Annotated in this window: 21 protein-coding genes; 13 read left to right on the top strand and 8 right to left on the bottom strand. The window is 70.0% G+C overall.

Annotated features, from left to right (window positions below; all coding sequences use genetic code 11):
- Positions 1–32: 32 nt before the first annotated feature.
- Entirely contained in the window at positions 33–965 is a 933-nt protein-coding gene (gene rnz / locus NO930_RS06600) for a ribonuclease Z (protein WP_137783465.1), read from the bottom strand.
- Between the two features lie 119 nt (positions 966–1,084).
- Here rnz and NO930_RS06595 point away from each other — a divergent pair, with 119 nt between their 5' ends.
- The gene (locus NO930_RS06595; protein WP_137783466.1) at positions 1,085–1,360 is read left to right on the top strand and encodes a DUF7538 family protein; all 276 of its coding nucleotides are present in this window, start codon (positions 1,085–1,087) and stop codon (positions 1,358–1,360) included.
- A 66-nt stretch (positions 1,361–1,426) separates the two neighbouring features.
- On the top strand, positions 1,427–3,373 hold the full coding sequence (locus NO930_RS06590) for an ABC transporter ATP-binding protein (protein ID WP_256402907.1): 1,947 nt from the start codon (positions 1,427–1,429) through the stop codon (positions 3,371–3,373).
- A gap of 69 nt (positions 3,374–3,442) precedes the next feature.
- Here NO930_RS06590 and NO930_RS06585 read toward each other — a convergent pair whose 3' ends face one another.
- Positions 3,443–3,796, bottom strand: coding sequence for a DUF5789 family protein (locus NO930_RS06585; protein WP_137783468.1), 354 nt, complete (start codon positions 3,794–3,796; stop codon positions 3,443–3,445).
- Positions 3,797–3,876: 80 nt separating this feature from the next.
- Between NO930_RS06585 and NO930_RS06580 the strand changes: the two genes are divergently transcribed.
- A complete protein-coding gene (locus tag NO930_RS06580; protein ID WP_256402906.1) occupies positions 3,877–4,626 on the top strand; it encodes a creatininase family protein in 750 nt (249 codons plus the stop codon).
- Positions 4,627–4,628: 2 nt separating this feature from the next.
- Here NO930_RS06580 and NO930_RS06575 read toward each other — a convergent pair whose 3' ends face one another.
- Positions 4,629–5,042, bottom strand: a complete 414-nt coding sequence (locus NO930_RS06575; RefSeq protein WP_256402905.1) for a DUF5790 family protein — start codon at positions 5,040–5,042, stop codon at positions 4,629–4,631.
- 236 nt (positions 5,043–5,278) lie between these two features.
- Between NO930_RS06575 and NO930_RS06570 the strand changes: the two genes are divergently transcribed.
- The 3 genes from NO930_RS06570 to NO930_RS06560 all read left to right on the top strand — a co-directional run bounded on the left by NO930_RS06570 (position 5,279) and on the right by NO930_RS06560 (position 8,436).
- Entirely contained in the window at positions 5,279–5,833 is a 555-nt protein-coding gene (locus NO930_RS06570; protein ID WP_137783873.1) for a DoxX family protein, read from the top strand.
- A gap of 135 nt (positions 5,834–5,968) precedes the next feature.
- Positions 5,969–7,672, top strand: coding sequence for a methyl-accepting chemotaxis protein (locus NO930_RS06565; RefSeq protein ID WP_137783872.1), 1,704 nt, complete (start codon positions 5,969–5,971; stop codon positions 7,670–7,672).
- Entirely contained in the window at positions 7,669–8,436 is a 768-nt protein-coding gene (locus NO930_RS06560) for a bacteriorhodopsin (protein ID WP_256402904.1), read from the top strand. The genes NO930_RS06565 and NO930_RS06560 overlap by 4 nt, the downstream gene beginning before the upstream one ends.
- A 36-nt stretch (positions 8,437–8,472) precedes the next feature.
- Here NO930_RS06560 and ahbB read toward each other — a convergent pair whose 3' ends face one another.
- Both ahbB and NO930_RS06550 read right to left on the bottom strand, forming a co-directional pair.
- Complete coding sequence (gene ahbB / locus NO930_RS06555; protein ID WP_256402903.1) at positions 8,473–9,564, bottom strand: siroheme decarboxylase subunit beta; 1,092 nt, start codon at positions 9,562–9,564, stop codon at positions 8,473–8,475.
- A gap of 139 nt (positions 9,565–9,703) precedes the next feature.
- A complete protein-coding gene (locus NO930_RS06550; protein ID WP_199242205.1) occupies positions 9,704–9,850 on the bottom strand; it encodes a DUF7317 family protein in 147 nt (48 codons plus the stop codon).
- A gap of 265 nt (positions 9,851–10,115) precedes the next feature.
- Here NO930_RS06550 and NO930_RS06545 point away from each other — a divergent pair, with 265 nt between their 5' ends.
- A complete protein-coding gene (locus NO930_RS06545; protein ID WP_256402902.1) occupies positions 10,116–11,213 on the top strand; it encodes an anthranilate phosphoribosyltransferase in 1,098 nt (365 codons plus the stop codon).
- Between the two features lie 206 nt (positions 11,214–11,419).
- A complete protein-coding gene (locus tag NO930_RS06540) occupies positions 11,420–11,569 on the top strand; it encodes a DUF7563 family protein (RefSeq protein WP_196219654.1) in 150 nt (49 codons plus the stop codon).
- A 26-nt stretch (positions 11,570–11,595) separates the two neighbouring features.
- On the opposite strand, the gene NO930_RS06535 is transcribed toward NO930_RS06540, so the two are convergent.
- Positions 11,596–12,429, bottom strand: a complete 834-nt coding sequence (locus NO930_RS06535) for an NAD+ synthase (RefSeq protein ID WP_137783483.1) — start codon at positions 12,427–12,429, stop codon at positions 11,596–11,598.
- 167 nt (positions 12,430–12,596) lie between these two features.
- Between NO930_RS06535 and NO930_RS06530 the strand changes: the two genes are divergently transcribed.
- The 4 genes from NO930_RS06530 to NO930_RS06515 all read left to right on the top strand — a co-directional run bounded on the left by NO930_RS06530 (position 12,597) and on the right by NO930_RS06515 (position 17,032).
- Positions 12,597–12,899: a DUF7091 family protein gene (locus NO930_RS06530; RefSeq protein ID WP_137783484.1), complete on the top strand. Its 303-nt coding sequence runs from the start codon at positions 12,597–12,599 to the stop codon at positions 12,897–12,899.
- Between the two features lie 78 nt (positions 12,900–12,977).
- Complete coding sequence (locus NO930_RS06525; protein ID WP_137783485.1) at positions 12,978–14,177, top strand: hypothetical protein; 1,200 nt, start codon at positions 12,978–12,980, stop codon at positions 14,175–14,177.
- 123 nt (positions 14,178–14,300) lie between these two features.
- On the top strand, positions 14,301–16,235 hold the full coding sequence (locus NO930_RS06520) for an ABC transporter substrate-binding protein (protein WP_256402901.1): 1,935 nt from the start codon (positions 14,301–14,303) through the stop codon (positions 16,233–16,235).
- Positions 16,232–17,032 (top strand): phosphatase PAP2 family protein, encoded by an 801-nt coding sequence (locus NO930_RS06515; protein WP_256402900.1) that lies wholly within the window; start codon positions 16,232–16,234, stop codon positions 17,030–17,032. Before NO930_RS06520 ends, NO930_RS06515 begins: the two co-directional genes overlap by 4 nt.
- A 39-nt stretch (positions 17,033–17,071) precedes the next feature.
- On the opposite strand, the gene NO930_RS06510 is transcribed toward NO930_RS06515, so the two are convergent.
- Complete coding sequence (locus tag NO930_RS06510; RefSeq protein WP_256402899.1) at positions 17,072–17,776, bottom strand: DsbA family oxidoreductase; 705 nt, start codon at positions 17,774–17,776, stop codon at positions 17,072–17,074.
- A gap of 85 nt (positions 17,777–17,861) precedes the next feature.
- On the opposite strand from NO930_RS06510, the gene thiD reads away from it, so the two are divergent.
- On the top strand, positions 17,862–18,752 hold the full coding sequence (gene thiD / locus NO930_RS06505; RefSeq protein WP_137784106.1) for a bifunctional hydroxymethylpyrimidine kinase/phosphomethylpyrimidine kinase: 891 nt from the start codon (positions 17,862–17,864) through the stop codon (positions 18,750–18,752).
- 75 nt (positions 18,753–18,827) lie between these two features.
- On the opposite strand, the gene NO930_RS06500 is transcribed toward thiD, so the two are convergent.
- Positions 18,828–19,625, bottom strand: coding sequence for a ZIP family metal transporter (locus NO930_RS06500; protein ID WP_256402898.1), 798 nt, complete (start codon positions 19,623–19,625; stop codon positions 18,828–18,830).
- Positions 19,626–19,676: the final 51 nt, after the last annotated feature.

The raw sequence follows: 19,676 nt of genomic DNA, 5'->3' as shown, positions 1-19,676 counted from the left end.
CTCAGGCGTCGGATCTTCGGGCCCGGAGCGGCCTACTCCTCTCGCTCCGGGAACGGCACCTCGATAAGCGTCCCGTCGTCGGGCAGAATGCACTCCCCGTCGAACTCCTCGCGGGCGTCCCGGCGGATCGCGGAGGCGTCCGCCGCGTACCGCGAGGAGATGTGGACGAGCGCCAGTCGCGACGCGTCCGCGCGCGCCGCGATCGACCCGGCTTCGCGACCGGTCGAGTGCGCGGTGTCGCGGGCGCGGTCGGCCATGTCGTCGGCGAAGGTGGCGTCGTGAACGAGGAGGTCGGCGTCGCGGGCGGCCTCGACGGTCCGCTCTCGCGGGCGCGTGTCAGCCGTGTACACCAGTTTCCGCCCGGGACGCGGCGGACCGACGACCTGATCGGGCTCGACGGTCGTCCCGTCGTCGGCCTCGACGGACTCGCCCGCGTGGAGCCTGCCGAACTTCGGGCCGACGGGGACGCCGAGCTCCTCGGCCTTCGGCCGGTCGAACCGACCGGGGCGGTCGTCCTCTTCGAGGACGTACCCCTGCGATCTGGTGCGGTGCTCCGTCTCGAAGGCGCGGACCGCGTAGCCGTCGGCGTCGAGCGCGACCTCGCCGGGCGCGACCGGCTCGATCCGGACCGGGAACGCGGGGTCGTGGCCGACCGCGTGGACCAGATCGCGGAGGTCGGCGTCGGTGTTCGGCGGGCAGTAGATCGAGAGCGGCTCCGTCCGGTCGTTGAACCCGAGCGTCTGGATCAGCCCCGGGATCCCGAGGACGTGGTCGCCGTGGAGGTGCGAGACGAACAGGTGGTCGATCCCGAAGCCGGTGCCGTACCGCATCATGCCGCGCTGGGTGCCCTCGCCGCAGTCGAAAAGCAGGCGGTCGCCCTCGCGGTTGACGAACAGGGCGCTCGGCGCGCGCTCGGTCGTCGGGACGGCACCGCCCGTCCCGAGGAAGGTGACGCGAAGGGACATACCCGCCCTGCGGCCGGCGGGGGTAAACTCCTTTCGAGGCGTGCTCGTCGCGGGCGACGATCGCGGGGACCGGCGACCGAGGTCGAAGCCGACATCAGCCTCCCGCCCCGAATCCCCCCATGCACGAGGAGATCGCCGCGCTCGTCGGTCAAGAGGGGTGGCGCGCCGAGGGAGACGCCGCGCGCGTCCACTACGACGGCGGGGGCGACCGCGTCGCGATCGAGTTCTACGCCGCCGCCGAGCGCGTCCTCTACTGGACGGTGCCGACCGACGAGGGCCGCGAGACGGCCGCGCCGATCCCCCGCGACGAGGTCCCGAATCCCCTCCGCCGTCGGATCCGCGAGGACCTCGACGCCGCCGGCGTCGATCCGGCGATCGAGCGCCGAGACGTCTGAGGCACGTTCACCGTCCAGATCGATCCGAAGGAAACCCACTTGTCTCGCGGCCCGGTAGTCTCGGTGATGAGTAGCGCCGAGTGGGAAGACGACGACCCGTTCGAGGAGCAGCGCGAGGAGGTCGAGAACCCGATGCGGCGGCTGTTCGCCGTCTACGGCCGCGAGTACCTCCCGCAGGCCTCCGTCGGCGTGCTCGCCAGCGTCTTCGCGCGGCTCCTCGATCTCCTCCCCCCGCTCATGCTCGGGATCGCCATCGACGCCGTGTTCCGTCGAGACGCCGACTTCCGCGAGCAGATCCCGCTCGTCGTACTGCCGGACGCGTGGCTGCCCACGGCCCAGGCCGACCAGTTCTGGTTCACGGTCGGCGTCATCGCGGGCGCGTTCGTGCTCGGTGCCGGGTTCCACTGGGTCCGCAACTGGGGGTTCAACGCGTTCGCCCAGCACATCCAGCACGACGTCCGCACGGACACCTACGACAAGATGCAGCGGCTGAACATGGAGTTCTTCTCGGACAAGCAGACCGGCGAGATGATGTCGATCCTCTCGAACGACGTGAACCGGCTCGAACGGTTCTTGAACGACGGGATGAACTCGCTGTTCCGCCTCTCCGTGATGGTCCTCGGGATCGGCGTCATCCTCTTTTGGATCAACTGGCAGCTGGCGCTCGTGGCGCTGTTGCCGGTGCCGATCATCGCCGGGTTCACCTACCTGTTCATCAGGACGATCCAGCCGAAGTACGCCGCGGTGCGCTCGTCGGTCGGGACGATGAACTCCCGACTGGAGAACAACCTCGGCGGGATTCAGGTGATCAAGTCCTCGAACACGGAGCCGTACGAGTCCGACCGCGTCGACGACGTGTCGATGGACTACTTCGACGCCAACTGGGACGCGATCCGCACCCGGATCACCTTCTTCCCGGCGCTGCGCGTGTTCGCCGGCATCGGCTTCGTTATCACCTTCGTGATCGGCGGCCTGTGGGTGTTCCAAGAGACGCCGCCGGGTCCGTTCACCGGGACGCTCACCGTCGGGAACTTCGTCGTCTTCATCCTCTACACCCAGCGGTTCATCTGGCCCATGGCGCAGTTCGGACAGATCATCAACATGTACCAGCGCGCCCGCGCCTCCTCCGCGCGGATCTTCGGCCTGATGGACGAGCCCTCGCGGCTCGCCGAGGACCCGGACGCCGAGGACCTCGTCGTCGACGAGGGAGCGGTCGAGTACGACGGCGTCTCGTTCGGCTACGACGACGAGACGATCATCCGGGACGTGGACTTCGCGGTCGAGGGCGGCGAGACGCTCGCGCTCGTCGGGCCCACCGGAGCCGGCAAATCGACCGTCCTCAAGCTGCTTCTCCGAATGTACGACGTCGACGAGGGGGCCATCGAAATCGACGGGCAGGACGTCCGCGACGTGACCCTCCGGTCGCTCCGGCGCTCGATCGGCTACGTCGGGCAGTCGTCGTACCTCTTCTACGGGACCGTCCGCGAGAACATCACGTACGGGACCTTCGACGCGACGGACGAGGAGGTCCGCGAGGCAGCGAAGGCAGCCGAGGCCCACGAGTTCATCGAGAACCTCCCGGACGGCTACGACACGATGGTCGGCGAGCGCGGAGTGAAGCTCTCGGGCGGCCAGCGCCAGCGCGTCACCATCGCCCGGGCGGTGCTCAAAGACCCCGACGTGCTCGTCTTGGACGAGGCGACCTCCGACGTGGACACCGAGACGGAGATGCTGATCCAGCGCTCGCTCGACCGGCTCACCGCCGACCGGACGACGTTCGCGATCGCCCACCGACTCTCCACTATCAAAGACGCCGACACGATCCTCGTGTTGGAGGACGGCGAGGTCGTCGAGCGAGGGACGCACGAGGAACTGCTCGACGAGGACGGGCTGTACGCGCACCTCTGGGGCGTGCAGGCCGGCGAGATAGACGAGCTGCCACAGGAGTTCATCGACCGCGCCCAGGAGCGGACCGCGCAGTTGATCGAAGACGCCGAGGGCGACGACGACTGATCGGACCGGAACGGGCCGGCCGGCGACGCCCGCCTCGACCGACGACGGCCGGTCCAACGCGCCGGGTGCTCACTCCTCGCTTTCCAGCCGACTCCAGTCGCCCGCGGTGTCGACCGCGGCGGAGTCGTCGCCGGCGTCACCGCCCTCGTCCCCGCGGTCGACGCGCCCGCGCACCGCGCCGTCGGCGAGCCCGTCCAGGATCGCGTCGCGGACCTCCCACGGCTCGCCGAACCGCGTCGTCTCGGTCCCCTCCAAGGCCGCTTCGAGCCGCTCTCCCCCCGCCGCGGTCTCCAGTTCGAACCCCCCGTACTGCTCGATCAGCTCCGCGGCCGACACCGGGTATCGGTGCTCGCGGAGCGCCCGCTTCAGCGGGCCGAACGCGACGCCGTACGCCCGTGCGTGGTCATCGTGATCATCCGTCATGGGTTGCCGTTCGCCCGCCATCGGAATAATTCCCCTGTTCGGACCGCTGGCTATAGGACCCAGCGCGGCGACGGTCCGGCATGCGACTCGCGGACGCAACCTGGACCGACGTGCGCGACGCCGACGTCGACGTCGCGTTCGTCCCCGTCGGCAGCACCGAACAGCACGGCCCCCACGCGCCGCTCGGCACCGACACGCTCGACGCGGTCGCGGTCGCGGAGGCGGGCGCGGCCGCCTACGAGGCGTCTGCCGACTCCGGCGCGGTCGCCGTCGCCCCGCCGATCCCCGTCGGCGTCGCGGAGGAGCACCGCGCGTTCGACGGGACCATGTGGGTTTCCCCGGACACCTTCCGGGCGTACGTCCGCGAGGCGGCCGCGTCGCTGCCGAGCCACGGGGTCGATCGCGTCGTGTTCGTCAACGGCCACGGCGGCAACGTGGAGGCGCTCGCGGAGGTCGCGCAGCGGTTCTCCCGAGACGACGCACACGACGGCTACGCCGTCGCGTTCACGTGGTTCGAGGCGGTCGGCGAGCACGCGGGCGACATGGGCCACGCCGGGCCGCTGGAGACGGCGCTGTTGCGCGCGACGAATCCCGGTCTCGTGCGCGAGGAGCGGGTCGCGGCCGCGAGCGACGGAGCCGCCGACCGCTGGGGCGAGTGGATCGCGGGCGTGAACCTCGCGCACGACTCCGACGAGTTCACCGACAACGGCGTCGTCGGCGACCCGAGCGCGGGCGACGCCGCGCGCGGCGAGGAGCTGCTCGACCGCGCGAGCGACGCGCTCGCGGAGCTGGCGGGAGCGGTCGTCGATCGGGATCCGGCGTCGCGGTGAGCTTACTCCTCGCTCTCCTCTTCCTCGGCCGTCGCGTCCTGTAACGCACCGCGGATCGCGGGGACGGTCCCGGTGAGCGAGGCCACCTCCTCGGCGGCGGCCTCGATGTCGCCGACCAGTTCCTCCAGCTCCTCGATCTCCGCGTTCAGGTCGTCCGCGTCGTCGAAGGCGTCGGCCCGCTCGCCGAGCACGTACGCCTTCTTCGCCGAGCGCACGCTGTCGACCGCGTCGCCGACGTCGAGCGCCGATTTCAGCCCGTTGAGCACGCCGAGCACGTTGTCCGCGTCCGTCTCCCAGACCGCGTCGGGGTCGGGGAGTTCCTCGCGGGCGGCCGCGAGGTGCTCTTCGACCTCCGCGCGGGTCTCCGCCGCCGCCTCGCCGAACAGGTCGTCGTCGTCGAACGTGGACTGGCTCATGATGCCACAGTCGGCCCGACGGGTTTTAAAAACGACCCCGAAAGCGGAAGTGAAACCGACGCGGACGACGGTTCACCCCGGCGATACGAGACGTATCGGCGTCCAGTTTCGACTCGGTCGGTCGGGGTCGATCGGCCCGCAGTTCGGTCTGTTTCCCGGCGACGACGGGCTCGACACCCCCTTGCGCCCGAGAAAGTGCCACTATGTTTATGTACTAATCTGTCATCTTGACGCGTATGTCTACAAAAGAAGTTTCGTTACAGAGCACTGTTGCCGGTATTTCCGCAGAGGGCAAGCTCCACACGCTCAGCGTCTGGTTCATCCTCGCGTTGCGGCTGATGATGGGGCTGGCGTTCCTGCAGGCCGGGCTGGGGAAGCTCCTCGGCGAGCCGTTCAGCGCGGCGGGGTACCTGGCGAACGCGCCGGCCGGGAACGGCAGCCCGCTCGCCGGGCTGTTCGTCGCCATGTCCGAGACGGCGTGGTTCATGGCGTTCGTCGACGTCGCCGTGCCGTGGGGTCAGCTGTTCATCGGGCTCGGCCTGCTGGTCGGCTTTCTCACCCGACTCGCCGCGTTCTGGGGGGCGTTCATGATGGTCCTGTTCTACTTCGGGAACTGGGACATCGCGCACGGGTACGTCAACGGCGATCTGGCGTACATGCTCGTGTTCCTCTCCGTCGCCGCGTTCGGGGCCGGTCGGATCCTCGGGCTCGACGCGTACGTCGAGGGGTACGAGGTGAACGGCCGACCGCTCGTCGAGCGGTACCCGTGGGCGCGGTACGTCCTCGGGTAACCGCCTCGACGTCGCGCTGGTAGCCGTCGTGTGAGAGCCGGCCGATCGGCGGTCACACGCATCCAACGGCGGTTATCATCCCTAATATTCGGGTGCTAGTTATTATACGAACTCGACCGCAGGTACTGGGTACACATGCAATGGGGACCGTTCTCCCGTGTCCGGTCGAGTTACGGCGCGAAGCTCGCGCTGTCGCTCGTCGGCGTCATGGGGATTTCAGTTTCGTACGGGGTACTCGTCTACCTCAGGGCAGACGGGCTCGGCGCGGCGGGCGCGGAGATCAGGTCCGGGCTCATCGGGATGACGCTTCTCACCGTCATCGGGCTCGCGCTCATCGGGGTAACCGTCGGGTCGAACACCGTCATCTCGCTGCGACAGCTCACCGCGAAGGCGGAACAGATGGCCGACGGCGACCTCGACGTGCCGCTCCAGACCGGACGGAGCGACGAGATCGGGCGGCTGTTCCGGGCGTTCGACGCCATGCGGTCGTCGCTCCGATCCGAGATAGACGACGCGGAGACCGCCCGTGAAGAGGCCGAGCGCGCCCGCCGCGAGGCGACGGAGCGCGCGGAGACGGTCGAGCGGAAGGCGACGGAGTACGAGTCCGCGATGCGCGCGCTCGCCGACGGCGACCTCACACAGCGGGTCGACACCGACAGCGACAACGAGTCGATGGCGCGCGTCGGCGCGGCGTTCAACGAGATGGCGGCCGAGCTGGAGGACACCGTGACCTCGGTCGCGACGGTCGCCGAGGACACCGCAGACGTCGCCGGCACCGTCGACGACCGCACCGAGAGCCTGCGGGCGACGACGGGCACCGTGAGCGAGGCGGTAGAGGAGATCGCCGAGGGGGCGCGCACTCAGCGCGACGATCTCCGGGCGGCGACCGACGAGGCAGAGAACCTCGCGTCCTCGGCCGAGGAGGTCGCCTCGACCGTCACCGACGTGGCCGAGACGGCCGAACACGCCGCCTCGGTCGGCGAGGAGGGTCGCGAGGCCGCGGAGGAGGCGCTCGCGGAGATGGACGCCGTCGAGGAGACGACCGCGGAGACGACCGCGGAGGTCGAGGCGCTCGCCGAGGAGGTCGAGGAGATCGGCGAGGTGGTCGACACGATATCCGACATCGCAGAACAGACCAACCTGCTCGCCCTGAACGCCTCCATCGAGGCGGCGCGGTCGGGAGCGGAGGGGGCCGGCTTCGCGGTCGTCGCGGAGGAAGTGAAGTCGCTCGCCGAGGAGACGCAGGAGTCCGCGAGCGAGATCGAAGCGCGCATCCACGCGGTCCAAGAGCGCGCGGAGACCGGCGCGGACGCGATGGAGCGGACCGAACAGCGGATCTCGGCGGGCGTCGAGACCGTCGAGACGTCGATCGACGCCTTGGAGCGCCTCGCCGAGGCATCCGAGCGGACCGACACGAGCATGACGGAGATCACCCGCGCGACGGAGACGCAGGCGGACTCCGTCGACGCCGTGGTCGGTCACGTCGAGGACGTCTCCGCGATCAGCGCCCAGACCGCGAGCGCCGCCGGCGACGTGACCGGCGCGGTCGACGAACAGGAGCGGACGCTCGGCGCGGTCGAGACGGCCGCCGAGTCGCTTTCCGCCCGTGCACACGACCTGCGCGACGCCGTCGGCGGCTTCGAGTTCGCGGCCGACGCCGACCTCGACGCCGCGCCGAGCGCGGGCGACGCGAGCGCACAGGCCGTCTCGGACGGCGGGACGGCCGCGGGTGACGGCGACGGCGAGTCCGATGCGGGCGACGCCTTCGACTTCTCGCACGCGGGGGGTTCCGACGCCGCCGACGGCGACGCCGCCCCCGAAGGAGGTGATCGGCGATGATCGCCGACGCAGCCGTCTGGGCGTGGGTCGGGTTCGTCGCGATGGCCGCCGGGACGGTCGCGCCGCTCTGGGCGTGGCTCTCGCGGGACGCGTCCGGCGAGTCACACGCCAAGTACTACCTCACGCTCGCGGGGGTCACCGGTATCGCGGCGCTCGCGTACCTCGCGATGGGGCTCGGCGTCGGCGTGGTGTCCACGCCCGGCGGCGATCTGGAGATCGTCCGCTACGTCGACTGGCTCCTGACGACGCCGCTCCTGCTGTTGTACCTCGGCCTGCTCGCGCGGCCGTCGCGCGGCGTCCTCGCCGGACTGATCGGCGTCGACGTGGTGATCATCGCGGCCGGCATCGCCGCCAGCGCCACCACGGGGACGCTCTCGTGGGCGCTGTTCGGCGTCGGCGGCGTCGCGTACGTCGCGCTGGTGTACGGGCTGCTCGTCTCCCTCCCGCGGTCGGCGTCGGCCGCAGGCGACCGGGTCCGAGCCGTCTTCGGGACGCTCCGGAACATCACCGTCGTCCTCTGGACGCTTTACCCGGTCGTGTGGGCGCTCGCGCCGACCGGCCTCGGGCTGGTGACGCCCGCGACCGAGATGCTCGTGTTCGTCTACCTCGACATCGTCTCGAAGGTCGGCTTCGTCGTCGTCGCGGTCGGAGGAGCCGACGCGCTCACCTACCTCACCGCGGGGAGCGCACCCGACAGCGCCGGACCGGTCGCGGTCGGCGACGCCGACGACACGGAACAGACGACCGTACTGGCCGACGACTGACCGGACCGCCGGACAGCCGACGGGAGTCCCGTTTTTTCACTCCTCGCTGGCGACGAGGTCCTCGTAGCGCGCGCCGGTCTGTTTCAGCGTCTCCGTGGAGTAGAGCCGTTCGTGGTCGTACGGGAGGTGTTCGGCCGCCAGCTCGTCGATCTTCCGGTCGACGGCGTCGGCCTCACGGCCGTGGATCATCGTGAACAGGTTGTACTCCCAGTCCTGCTCCGGGCGGCGGGGTCGGTGGTAACAGAGGGTGACGTACGGGAGGCTCCCCACCGCCTCGCCGCGCTCGTCGAGGTCGTCGTCGGGGACGTCCCAGACGACCATGCAGTTGCTCGTGAATCCGGTGACGACGTGGTTGACGACGCAGCCGATCCGCTTGATACAGCCGTCCGCCAGCAGGCGTTCGACCGCGGCGAGCACGTCGTCGACCGTCGGGTCGACGCCGGCCGCCGCGCCGGCATCGCTCGCCGCGATCTCGTCTGCCACGTCCGCGTAGGGGGTCGAAGACAGCGGGAAGCCGTCCTGGATCGACAGGAGGAGCGCGGCGTCGAGGGGGGTGAGATCCCCGCGGGCGTCCTCGGAGATACGGGTGGCGGAGACCGCCGTTTCCTCCAGTGATTCTCTGGCGAACCGGTCGCCGTTCACCACGGGGAACTCCAAGTCGATGTAGTAGTCCGTGAGCATCGGGAGGGTCAACACCGCACAGCCGGTCCGCGCCTCGATCTCCGCGAGGATCTCGTCGCGCGTCTCGCGGGAGCCGGCGGTGACGACGAACCACTGGTTCCACGCGTGGTCACGGCGGTAGTTGTGGTTCACCTGCGGGTAGCCGTTGATTATCTCGGCGACCTCGTCGAACCGGTCTGCGGGGGCCTGCACGGCCGCGAGCGTCGAGGACCCGATGACCGGGGGGTTGAGCACCGCGCCGAACCGCCGGAACACGCCGCGCTCGCGCAGGTCGCGGACGCGATCGAGAACCTCGCTCGCGTCGAGGGACACACCCGTCTCGGCGGCGATCTCGCGTGCGACGCGCTCGAACGGGCGCGACTCGACCGGGAAGCCGCTCTGGTACTCGTCGATGAGGGCCGCGTCGACGGCGTCGACGTCGGTCCGCCAGTCGGCGTCCAGACTCATTGGCCAGATTAAGTGCCGCGCGTACCTACCGGTTTCGGAGGCGGGTAGTCGGCAAGGGCCGTCGGTGAGGGCGATAGACGACGACAGCGGGGCGGCAATCGGGAGATCGGCGCGACGTCAGCGGGGACGTCAGCGGGAGTCAGTCGTCAGCGGGAGTCGGCGCGAACGCCCGGGCGCTCTCTTCGAGTTGTGTCGTCGAGCAGCCGCCGGCAGTGGCGGCCTGTTCGAGGGTGAGGGTCCGAGAGCGATACAGCGTGAGCGCGGTTGACACGGATTTGGACGTCATCGGGTACAATCGAACACAAGGTGGACGTGCATATAATTCTGACGCTTTTTACACCGCGCTACAGAATCTTCCAGCGCTAATTCTATCGTATTGTGTCTTGATTTCCCCTGTAAATGAACAAAGCCACAGTATTGTATGCGGATCTGTGACACGGATCTGCGGCGGCGGTCGTCCGCGACGGCTCGCACGCGCCGCGTTCCGGGCCCGTTCCCGGCTCGCGGGAGGCGAGCGAGGGACTTTTCGTTCGGAGCCCCGAACGAGGCGTATGGCTCAGGCGACTCAGGAGTTCGGCGAATGGCCCCTCAAGCGGCTGATGACCGAGGTCTGCGGCTCCGGGCACAAGTCGGCCGACGACCTGACGCGCGCGCAGGCGACGGAGGCGTTCGAGCGAATCCTCGCGGACGAGCCGGACCCGACGACGCTCGGGGCGTTCTGGCTCGCGAACCGCTGGAAGCGGAACACGCCCGAGGAGCTGGGCGCGTACGTCGACGTGATGTGCGACCGCGTGGAGTACGCGGAGCCCGAGGTCGACCCCGTCGACTGCGGCGCGAACTACGACGGGAAGGGTCGGACCGCGATCCTGGGCGTGGCCGCGGGCGCGGTCGCGGCCGCCGCCGGAACTCCCGTGGTCGTCCACTCGGGCGACCGCGTCCCCACGCAAAAGCAGGACGCGTACAAGCAGGTCTTAGACGAACTCGGCGTCGCGACGGAGCTCACGCCGCGTGACTCCGCCGAGATGGTCGACGAGACCGGGTTCGGGTTCTACTACCAGCCCGCGTTCAACCCCGCGATCGACGACCTGTTCGAGCGCCGCGACATGATGGGCGTCCGGACGTTCGTCAACACGATCGAGACGCTGGCGAACCCCGCCGGCGCGTCGGTCCACCTCGGCTCGTTCTATCACCTCGCGTTCGCGAAGAAGGTCGTGGACACGTTCGTCGAAAGCGAGTTCCACGACCTCGACCGCGTCCTGATGTTCCAGGGGATGGAGGGGTACGACGACGTCCGTCCCGGGTACACCAAGGTCGCGGAGTGGACCGCGGCCGGCGACGAGGGAGACGAGGCCGGCAGCGAGAGCGCGAGCTTCGACGACTTCGAGATCGAGACGGCCGAGTACGGGATGGATCTGGAAGAGGACGACCTCGCCGTCGACGACGTCGGGGGCGAGTCCGCGACGATCACGGAGGAGGTCTTGGCGGGCGAGCGCGAGGACGCCTTCGCCGACGCGGTCGCGGTCAACGCCGCCCTGCGGATCTACGCCCGCGAGGACGCCGACTCGATCGAGGCGGGGCTGGAACTGGCCCGCGACGCGATCGACGACGGCTCCGCGATGGCCGTGCTCGACGCGCTCCGCGACTTCTGAGATAGGGGCCGTTTTTCCACCGGCTGAGGGCCGTGGCGTCGGGGGTGACGCCGCTCGCGACGCGACCGATCCGCCCGCAGGCGAGAGGTTTTCGGACGAATTTTGGACGGAGTTCGGAAAGGCCACTTAGGCGTTCGTGACCAAGTCTCACGTGCGTAGAACTGCCATGATACGAAACGCCTTCAGACACCCGGAGCCCCCCCGTCATGCCCACGTGTGAGCACTGCGACGCGCACGTCTCGGACCGGTTCGCTCGGGTGTTCTCCGACGAGCGCGGACAGATCCACGCGTGCCCGAACTGCTCGGCCAACGCCGGTATCGCGGAGGTCACGAAACAACGGGCGCACGACGCCTGAGCGGACTCGAAGCGGTCGCTACTGGTCTACCGTTCCGGAGCCGGTGGCATCGACCGCTTGTGCGCGCTGCCCTCGTACAGCTCGACGACTCGGTCGACGGCCTCGGCCGGCACGCCGAGTTCGCGGACCGTCGCCGACCGCGAGAGGCCGCCATCGACGTGGACGGCCACGATCGCGTCGACGGTGTCGTAGTCGAGGCCCATCTCCGCCGCGTCCGTCTGTCCCTCCCACATCCCGGCCGTGGGCTCTTGCATCACGAGGTCGCGGGGGACGCCGACGTGGGCGGCGAGCTGGCGCACCTGCTGTTTGTAGAGGTTCCCGATCGGGTTACAGTCGACGGCCTGGTCGCCGTACTTGGTGAAGTACCCCGTCATCGCCTCCGCGCGGTTGCCGGTCCCGAGCACCACCCGGTTTTCCGCGTTGGCGACGAAGTAGTTCAGCACCGCGCGGGTCCGGACGTACACGTTCCCCGTCGCCGTCCGATCGTCGGCCGCCTCCGGGAACGCCTCGAAGAACCGCTCTGCGATCGGTTGGATCTCGACCACGTCGTACTCGATCCCGAGGTCGTGGGCGACGCGCTCGGCGTCGCTCATCACGTCGGGGTCGTTCACCTCGGCCGGCATCGTGATCCCGTGGAGACCGTCCTCGCCGAGAGCCTCGACCGCGAGATAGGCGGAAAGCGTCGAGTCGATCCCGCCGGAGAGTCCGAGGACCGCCCCGTCAGCGCCCGCGTCGTCGACGACGTCGGCGATGAACGACGTGATCCGATCGCGGGCGGCGTCGAGTTCGGCCGGAGAGAGACGGAGGTCGAGCGGGGGGTCGTCCGACAGCAACACCGACTCCGCTGGGGTCTGGCTCATGCGCGATCCGTGGGGCCGAGGCGACTAATACCTCCCCGTTCCCCTCGTGAACTGAACGTTCGTCGTGTTTTTTCGCCCCGTCGCGTCCGATCCCGAGCGGGGTGCGTCGCGGACGGACCGGCTCCGACGGCCAACGGACCTATAGTTCGCCGGACGAACGGGGTCGTATGGACGACCGACTCGAACGCGTCATCCGCCGGCAGATCCGCGAGGCTGGCCGGCAGTTCGAGGCGGCCAAACGCGCCTACGCAGAGGGACGCGACGGTTCGGAAGGGGACGCGGCGGGCGCGGCGCGGTACGACCTCCCGGTCGACGAGGAGGGGCGCGCGCGGGTCGTCTGCCGGCGGCACGCGGAGCGGCGGGCCGTTCCGGTCGACGAGGAGGGGCGACCGGCGTGTTTCGAATCCGGACACGCCGACTGTGAGGGGTGTGCGGAGGACGTTCGCGACGGCGTCGTCGAGACGTGGTGACCGCGGGCGAGGTGGAACGGACGGGCCCGGGGAGGAGACTCCCGAACCGGTTTTACCTCCCGCCTCGTCGTGGGTGCCATGGGACGGACGACGACCGCTGCCGTACTGCTCGTCGTCGTCGGCGTCGGGCTGGCGCTCTCCGGGGTCTTCGCCGGGCCGCCGGCCGAGCCGGCGGACGCGGCGGTCGACGCGGACTCGCTCGTCGTCGTCGAGGGGGAGTACCGACTGTGGCCGTATACGAGCCGTGACACGTCGGCCGCGGGGAGGACGCTCGCGATCAACGTCGTGGTCCACGCCGACGCCGAGACGACCCGGCGTGCGATCGAACACCGGTCCGACGCGGACTGGGAGGAGACGAACGGGACGGAGGCCGCGACCACGGCGGACGTCGATCAGGTCCGGGCGATAGTCGAGCGCGACTGGGCCGACGCGCGGAGTTCCACCCGATACGGCTACGTTCGAGGGCCGGCGGGCGGGATCTGGCTCCGGGAGACGTTCGAGCTTCACGACGGCTCGTACCTCGGCGTCCGCGACCACCTCCGCGCCTACGAGTCGCCGGACGGGGCGTACACGGCGATACAGGCCCACGAGGAGTACTACGACTGGTTCCGGCTGCGACACACGGTACCGGGGATCGCCGAGCCGCGGAATCGGTTGGAGGACGAGCTCATCCGCGGGGCGGTCGACGCCGAGGTCAGCCGCGAGTACCGCGGCATCGACGGCGGGTGGAGCGACGGGTGGCTCACGGTGGTCGAACTGGCGACGGCGGCGACGCTCGCGGCGGTCGGCGGGACCCTCCTCCGGGACCGGACTCGACGGGCCGCCGTCGACCTTGCCCGGCGTAGTCGCCGGGAAGCCCGCCGACACACGCGGGCCGCGGCGCTCGGTGCCCTGCTCGCGCTCGTCGTCGTCGCGGTTCGCGTCGCCGGCGTGACCGTCGAGACGCTGGGGCCGACGCTCCCGCCGAAGGCGATCGCCGCCCCGCTGTACCTCGTCCTCGCCGTCGGACTGCCCGGCCTCGTGGTCGCACTCGGGCGCGAGTGTGACCCGACTGCAGCGGGGCTCGCGGTCGGCGCGGGGCTCGGAGCCGGTTTCGTCGCCGACTTCGCCGCGCTCGGCGTCGCGGTCCCGCCCGCCCTCATCGTCCATCGGACCGCGCTCGTCGCCGCGCTCTCCGTGCTCGCGCTGGGTCGAGCGGCCGGCGACAGGGCCGTCCTCGCCGCGGGGACGGTCGCGTGGGCGGTCGGACTGGCGCTCCCGCTCGCCGACGTGATCTGAGTGGTCCGTTCGGATCGATCGTGCAGATCGGGCGGGAGTCGGCCGAAAGGGCGGCAGATCCGCCGATCCGCGGACGGGCGACCACAGAAGAAATATACCCCGGCGGCGAAAGGGCACCGACACATGACCCGACCGATCAGCCGACGGCGGGCGCTCGCGGGATTCGGCGCGGTCGCCGCGAGCGGTGGCTGTCTCGGTCGTTCGCGAAACCTCGCGGGACGGGGGACGACCTCGCAGTTGACCCTCCAGATAGACGCGGTGCCCGCCGACAGGGACCCGAACGCGATCCGGATCGCGAGACACCTCGCGGAGAACCTCAAGACGGTTGGGATCGACGCCCGCATCAACACCCTCGATCGGACCACCCTCTGGCGGAAGGTACTCATCAACCAGAACTTCGACGCGTACGTCGGCCAGTTCCTCGAACCGAAGCCGTTCGACCCGGACGCGATGTACGCGCTCACGCACTCGCGGTTCGCCCCGGAAGTGGGCCGGCAGAACCCGTTCGGATTCGCCGACCTCAACGGCGTCGACGAGGAGCTCGAAAGACAGCGCCGGGCGGAACCGGATCGACGCGAGGCGGTTGCGGACCTCCAGCGCTCGCTCACCGAACTCCAGCCGTTCACCGTCGTGGCGTTTCCCGACCCGCTCACCGCGATCCGCGAGGAGCGGTTCGAGGGGTGGAGTCAGGGACAGCCGCTCACCGTCTCCGGTCTGTTGTCCCTCGATCGCACGGACGCGGCCGACGGTTCGACCGGCGGCGGGGGATCGGCCGACGGCGGGGGATCGACCGACGGCGGCGAGTTCCTCGACGACGGCGGGAACGCCACCGCGGCCGCCGAGGAGCTCTTCGCCGGCGACGACGCCGAGGCGTCGGCCACGCTCCGGCTGGTGACGACGGACAGCGGTATCACGGAGAATTGGAACCCGATCGCGGCGGAGTATCGCCGACAGGGGACGTTCACGTCGCTCCTGTACGACCGACTCGTCGTGATCGACTCCGGCGACGTCGTCCCGTGGCTCGCGACCGATTGGGAGCGCGTCGGGCCCGAGACGGTCGAGGTCTCGCTGCGGGACGCGACCTGGCACGACGGCGAACCGCTCACCGCGGACGACGTCGCGTTCACCTACGAGTTCCTCCGCGACACGTCGATGGGGAGCATGGAGACGCCGGTGCCGACGCCGCGGTTCCGCGGCCGAAGCTCGGTCGTCGAGTCCGCGCTGGCGGTCGACGACCGGACCGTTCGGCTCGGCGTCGAGAACGTCAACCGGGCGGTGGTCGTCCGCGCGCTTCGCGTCCCGATCCTGCCGGCACACGTGTGGAGCGACCGCACCGAGGCCGCCACGATCGCCGGCTTCGAGTTCGACGCGGAGACGACGGAGGCGCTCGTCTCGCCCAACGAGGACCCGGTGGGAAGCGGGCCGATCCGGTTCGTCGAGGCGACGGCGGAGGAGTCGGCCGTCTTCGAGCGGAACCCGGACCACTTCCTCGTGCGGGCCGAGACGGGAGGCGACGGGGCGTCGGCGGACGCGGCGGCCGGGGTTCCAGAGCGCTTCCGCGGAAAGCCGGCGTTCGACCGGCTCGAAGTCGGCGTGGTTCCCTCGGACATCGCGGCGGTCCAGATGGTCGGAGACGGGTTCGCAGACGCCACCGTCTCGACCCTCGGTCCCGACGCGATCCCGCGTATCGGCCGCGAGGCCGACGCCCGGCTCGTGACCGGCCGTTCGGGCGCGTTCTACCACGTGGGTTACAACGTGCGGCGAGCACCGCTGTCGAACCCGCGGTTCCGCGGGGTCCTCGCGTCGCTGATCGACAAGGAATCCCTGGTCGAGGAGGCGTTCGACGGATACGCGGAGCCGGCGTCGTCGCCGCTCGCGGCCTCTCCGTCGTGGGTCCCCGACGGCCTGCGGTGGGACGAGCGGTCCGTGGACCCGGTTCACCCGTTCGCCGGCGACGCCGGAACCGGCTCGCTCGACGCCGAGCGGGCGCGGGATCTGCTCCGAGACGCCGGGTATCGGTTCGACGACGAGGGACGGCTGCTCGCGAGGCAGCAATGAGCCCGTTCCTGTCCGTCCTCCGATCGGTCGTGTTGTGGCTCTGCGCGTCGCTTTTCGTCGCCGGTATCGCGATCGTCCGGCCGAAGCGGCTGTACGGGTTGTGGGGGAACGCCGTGCCGCGGCTTCGGGACGCGCGGCGGGAACTCCTCGCGCTCGGCGTCGTGTTGCTCGTCAGCGCCGTCGGTCGGGGGTCCCTACAGACGATTTCCGAGCTGTTCGGACTGCGGCTGACCGGGTTCATCTGGGCGCTCGAAGGAAACTTCGTCGCGTGGCTCCAGCAGGCGTTCGCCACTCCCGAACTGACGATGTACTTCTCGTCGGTGTACGTGTACGGGTACGCGTTCCTGCTCGCGTTCCCGTTTCTCGCGTACCTCGCGCTGCCGAAGACGACGACCCTGCGGCGGCTGCTCGTCGCGTACGCGTTCAACTACGCGATCGGGCTCGCACTCTACACGGCCGTGTTCGCACACGGCCCGCGGAACCTGAACGTCGGGACGTCGCTTCTGTACACCCACAACCCAGAGTTCAGCGCGCTGACGAGCGCGGTGAACGAGACGACGAACGTCTTCCCGTCGCTTCACACGTCGCTTTCGGTGACGGTCGCCGCCTTCGCCGTACTGACACGCGAGGAGTACCCGCTGTGGACGCCGCTCGCCGTGTGGCTCGCCGGATCCGTGGTGATAGCAACCATGTATCTCGGCATCCACTGGCTCACGGACGTGATCGGCGGGACCGTCCTCGCGCTCGGATGCGTCTATCTCTCCTATCGGATCGTCGACCCCGACGAGGCGGCGTAATCGTCGCTTCCGCTCGTCGTTACCGCGTGGGCGCGCGCCTCAGGCCCCCTCGACGAGCCGTTCGAGCTGTTCCGGCGGGACCGCGCCGCGGGCGGCGTGGCCGTCGAACGCGAACGTGGGGACGCCGGTGATTCCGCGCTCTCTCGCCGCGTCGAAGAGCCCCGTGACGCGCTCGCGGAGATCGTCGTCGCCGAGCGCGGTCTCGACCGCGTCGGCGTCGAGACCCTCGACGTCCGCCGCGAGGTCGGCGAGCACCTCGCGGTCGCCGATGTCGCGGCCGTCCCGCCAGAGCGCCTCGAAGACCGCCTCGTCGAACGCGGGCCACGCCTCCGGCGCGGTCTCTTTCACGTGAACGGAGACGACCTGCGCCGGGAGCGAGTCGACGTCGGTGGCGATCTCTTGGGCCATCTCGACGCCGTACTGCTCTTGGAGCCGCCGGACGTTCTCTCGGGCCTGCGCGTAGTAGTCCTCGTCTTTCCCGTCGTCGGCCTCGTGGTCGATCGACCCGTCGGGGTTGCGCTTGCCGGCGCGGAGGTCGAACGGGTGCCAGTCGACCGCGAGCGGCTCGGACCGCGTCTCCCGGTACTCCGCGAGCGACTGCCGACCCAGGTAACAGAACGGGCAGACGTAATCGGAGTAGACGGTGACGGAGTCGGTCGCGTCGTCGACCGGATCGGCGGCGATGCCGGCCGCCTCGGAACCGTCCGATTCGGGCGATTCGGCTGCGGGATCGGAGTTCGACATACGCCCGGTTCGACCCCGAACGGCAAAGGGCGTTCGACGGCGGCGATCGCTACGATTTAGGACAACCGGGTAATATACATCGGGTATGACAAAGGAGACAGCCAGCGCGTACGACCCGGTCTCGCCGCCCGTCGCGCTCACGATCGCCGGCAGCGACTCCGGCGGCGGGGCGGGAATACAGGCCGACCTGAAGGCGATGACGGCCCACGACGTCTTCGGGACCGCCGTCGTGACGGCGACGACGGCACAGAACACGCGCGGCGTGTCAGACGTTCACGCGCTCCCGGTCGACCACGTAGAGTCACAGTACGACGCCGTCGTCGACGACTTCGACGTCAGGGCGGTGAAGACGGGGATGCTCGCCACGGCGGAGACGGTGGAGGCGGTGACAGAGCGGCTCGCCGGATTCGCGGAACCGATCGTCGTCGATCCGGTGATGGTCGCCGCGACCGGCGACCGGTTGCTCTCGCCCGCGGCCGAGGAGGCGTACGACGACCTGATCGCCGCCGCGACGCTCGTCACGCCGAACGCCGACGAGGGGGCGGTGTTGGTCGGTGGGGACGTCGAGACGCCGGCCGACGCCGCGCGGGCCGGACGCGAGATCGTCGCCCGCGGCGCGGACGCCGCCCTCGTCAAGGGTGGGCACCTCGACGGCGACGACACCGTGGTCGACACGCTCGTTCTCGGCGAGGGCGCGGCCGAGGCGGCGGGGAGCGGTGAATCTCTGTCGGCCGCCGAATCCGAGGACGGAACCGCAGTCGTGCGGTTCGAGACGCCGCGAGTCGCGACCGGGGCGACGCACGGGTCCGGGTGCACGCTGTCGAGCGCGGTCGCGGCGCGGCTCGCGCGAGGCGAACCGCTGGCCGCGGCGGTCGAGACCGCCGTCGGCGAGATGGGGGCGGCGATCCGGCGCGGCTACGACGTGGGCGAGGGACCGGGAGCGGTGAACCCGACGATGCTCGACGGCGCGGAGTGACTCGGGCGCGCGAGCGTGCAGTCACGCCTTCGCGAGGGCGCGAGGCCACGTTGCCCGCCCGGTGACGGGGCGCGGTCACACGAAGTTGAGCGGCACCATGAGCGCGACGCCGAGCGCGAGTCCGACCGCGAGGGTCGGCTTGCCGCCTCGTGGGAGGTCCGCGCCGGTGTCGAGCGCCTCCGGGATGAACTCCGTGAGCACGAGGTACACCATCGCGCCGGCGGCGAACCCGAAGCCGTAGGGGAGGACCTCGCGGGCGTACCGGACGAACGCGAACGCGAGGACCGCCCCGATAGGCTGCGGGAGACTGGAGAACACCGCCCACCAGACCATCTTCCACTTCGAGACGCCCATCGACCGCAGCGGGATCGAGATGGCGGTCCCCTCGGGGACGTTGTGGATCGAGATCGCGACGGTCATGAACACCGCGAGAAGCGGGACCGTGAACCCGAGCACCTGCGTCCCGCCCTCCAGCCCGAGGTCGGCGAAGGAGACGCCGACGGCGATCCCCTCGGGGAAGCTGTGGACCGTGAGCACACCGAGAATCAGCACGAGCTTCTTGAAGTCGGCCTCCTCGTACTCGCGGGGGTCGATCTCGGCGTCGAGAAGCACCTCGTGTGCGAGCACGACGAGCGCGACGCCGGCGAGCACGCCGACACCGATTTCCACCGGGGTCCCCTCCGCGAGCCCCTCCTGAACCAGCCCGAAGAGCGACGCGGCGACCATGATCCCGGAGGCGAACCCCCACAGCGCGACGTTCCCGCGGTCGCTTATCGAGTCGAAAAAGAAGAACGGCAGCGCGCCGACCCCCGTCGCCAGCGCCGTGATCAGCCCCGCGACGAAGACGAACCCGAACGCGGCGACGTCGACCATTGTCGGCTGACAGTTCGGCGCACCGACTGATAAATACGCCGAGTGCGCTCA

The organism is Halorubrum salinum (assembly GCF_024494575.1).
Lineage (GTDB): Archaea > Halobacteriota > Halobacteria > Halobacteriales > Haloferacaceae > Halorubrum > Halorubrum salinum.
Note: the sequence above shows the minus strand (reverse complement) of the source record. Positions and strands in the feature narration are given on the sequence as shown.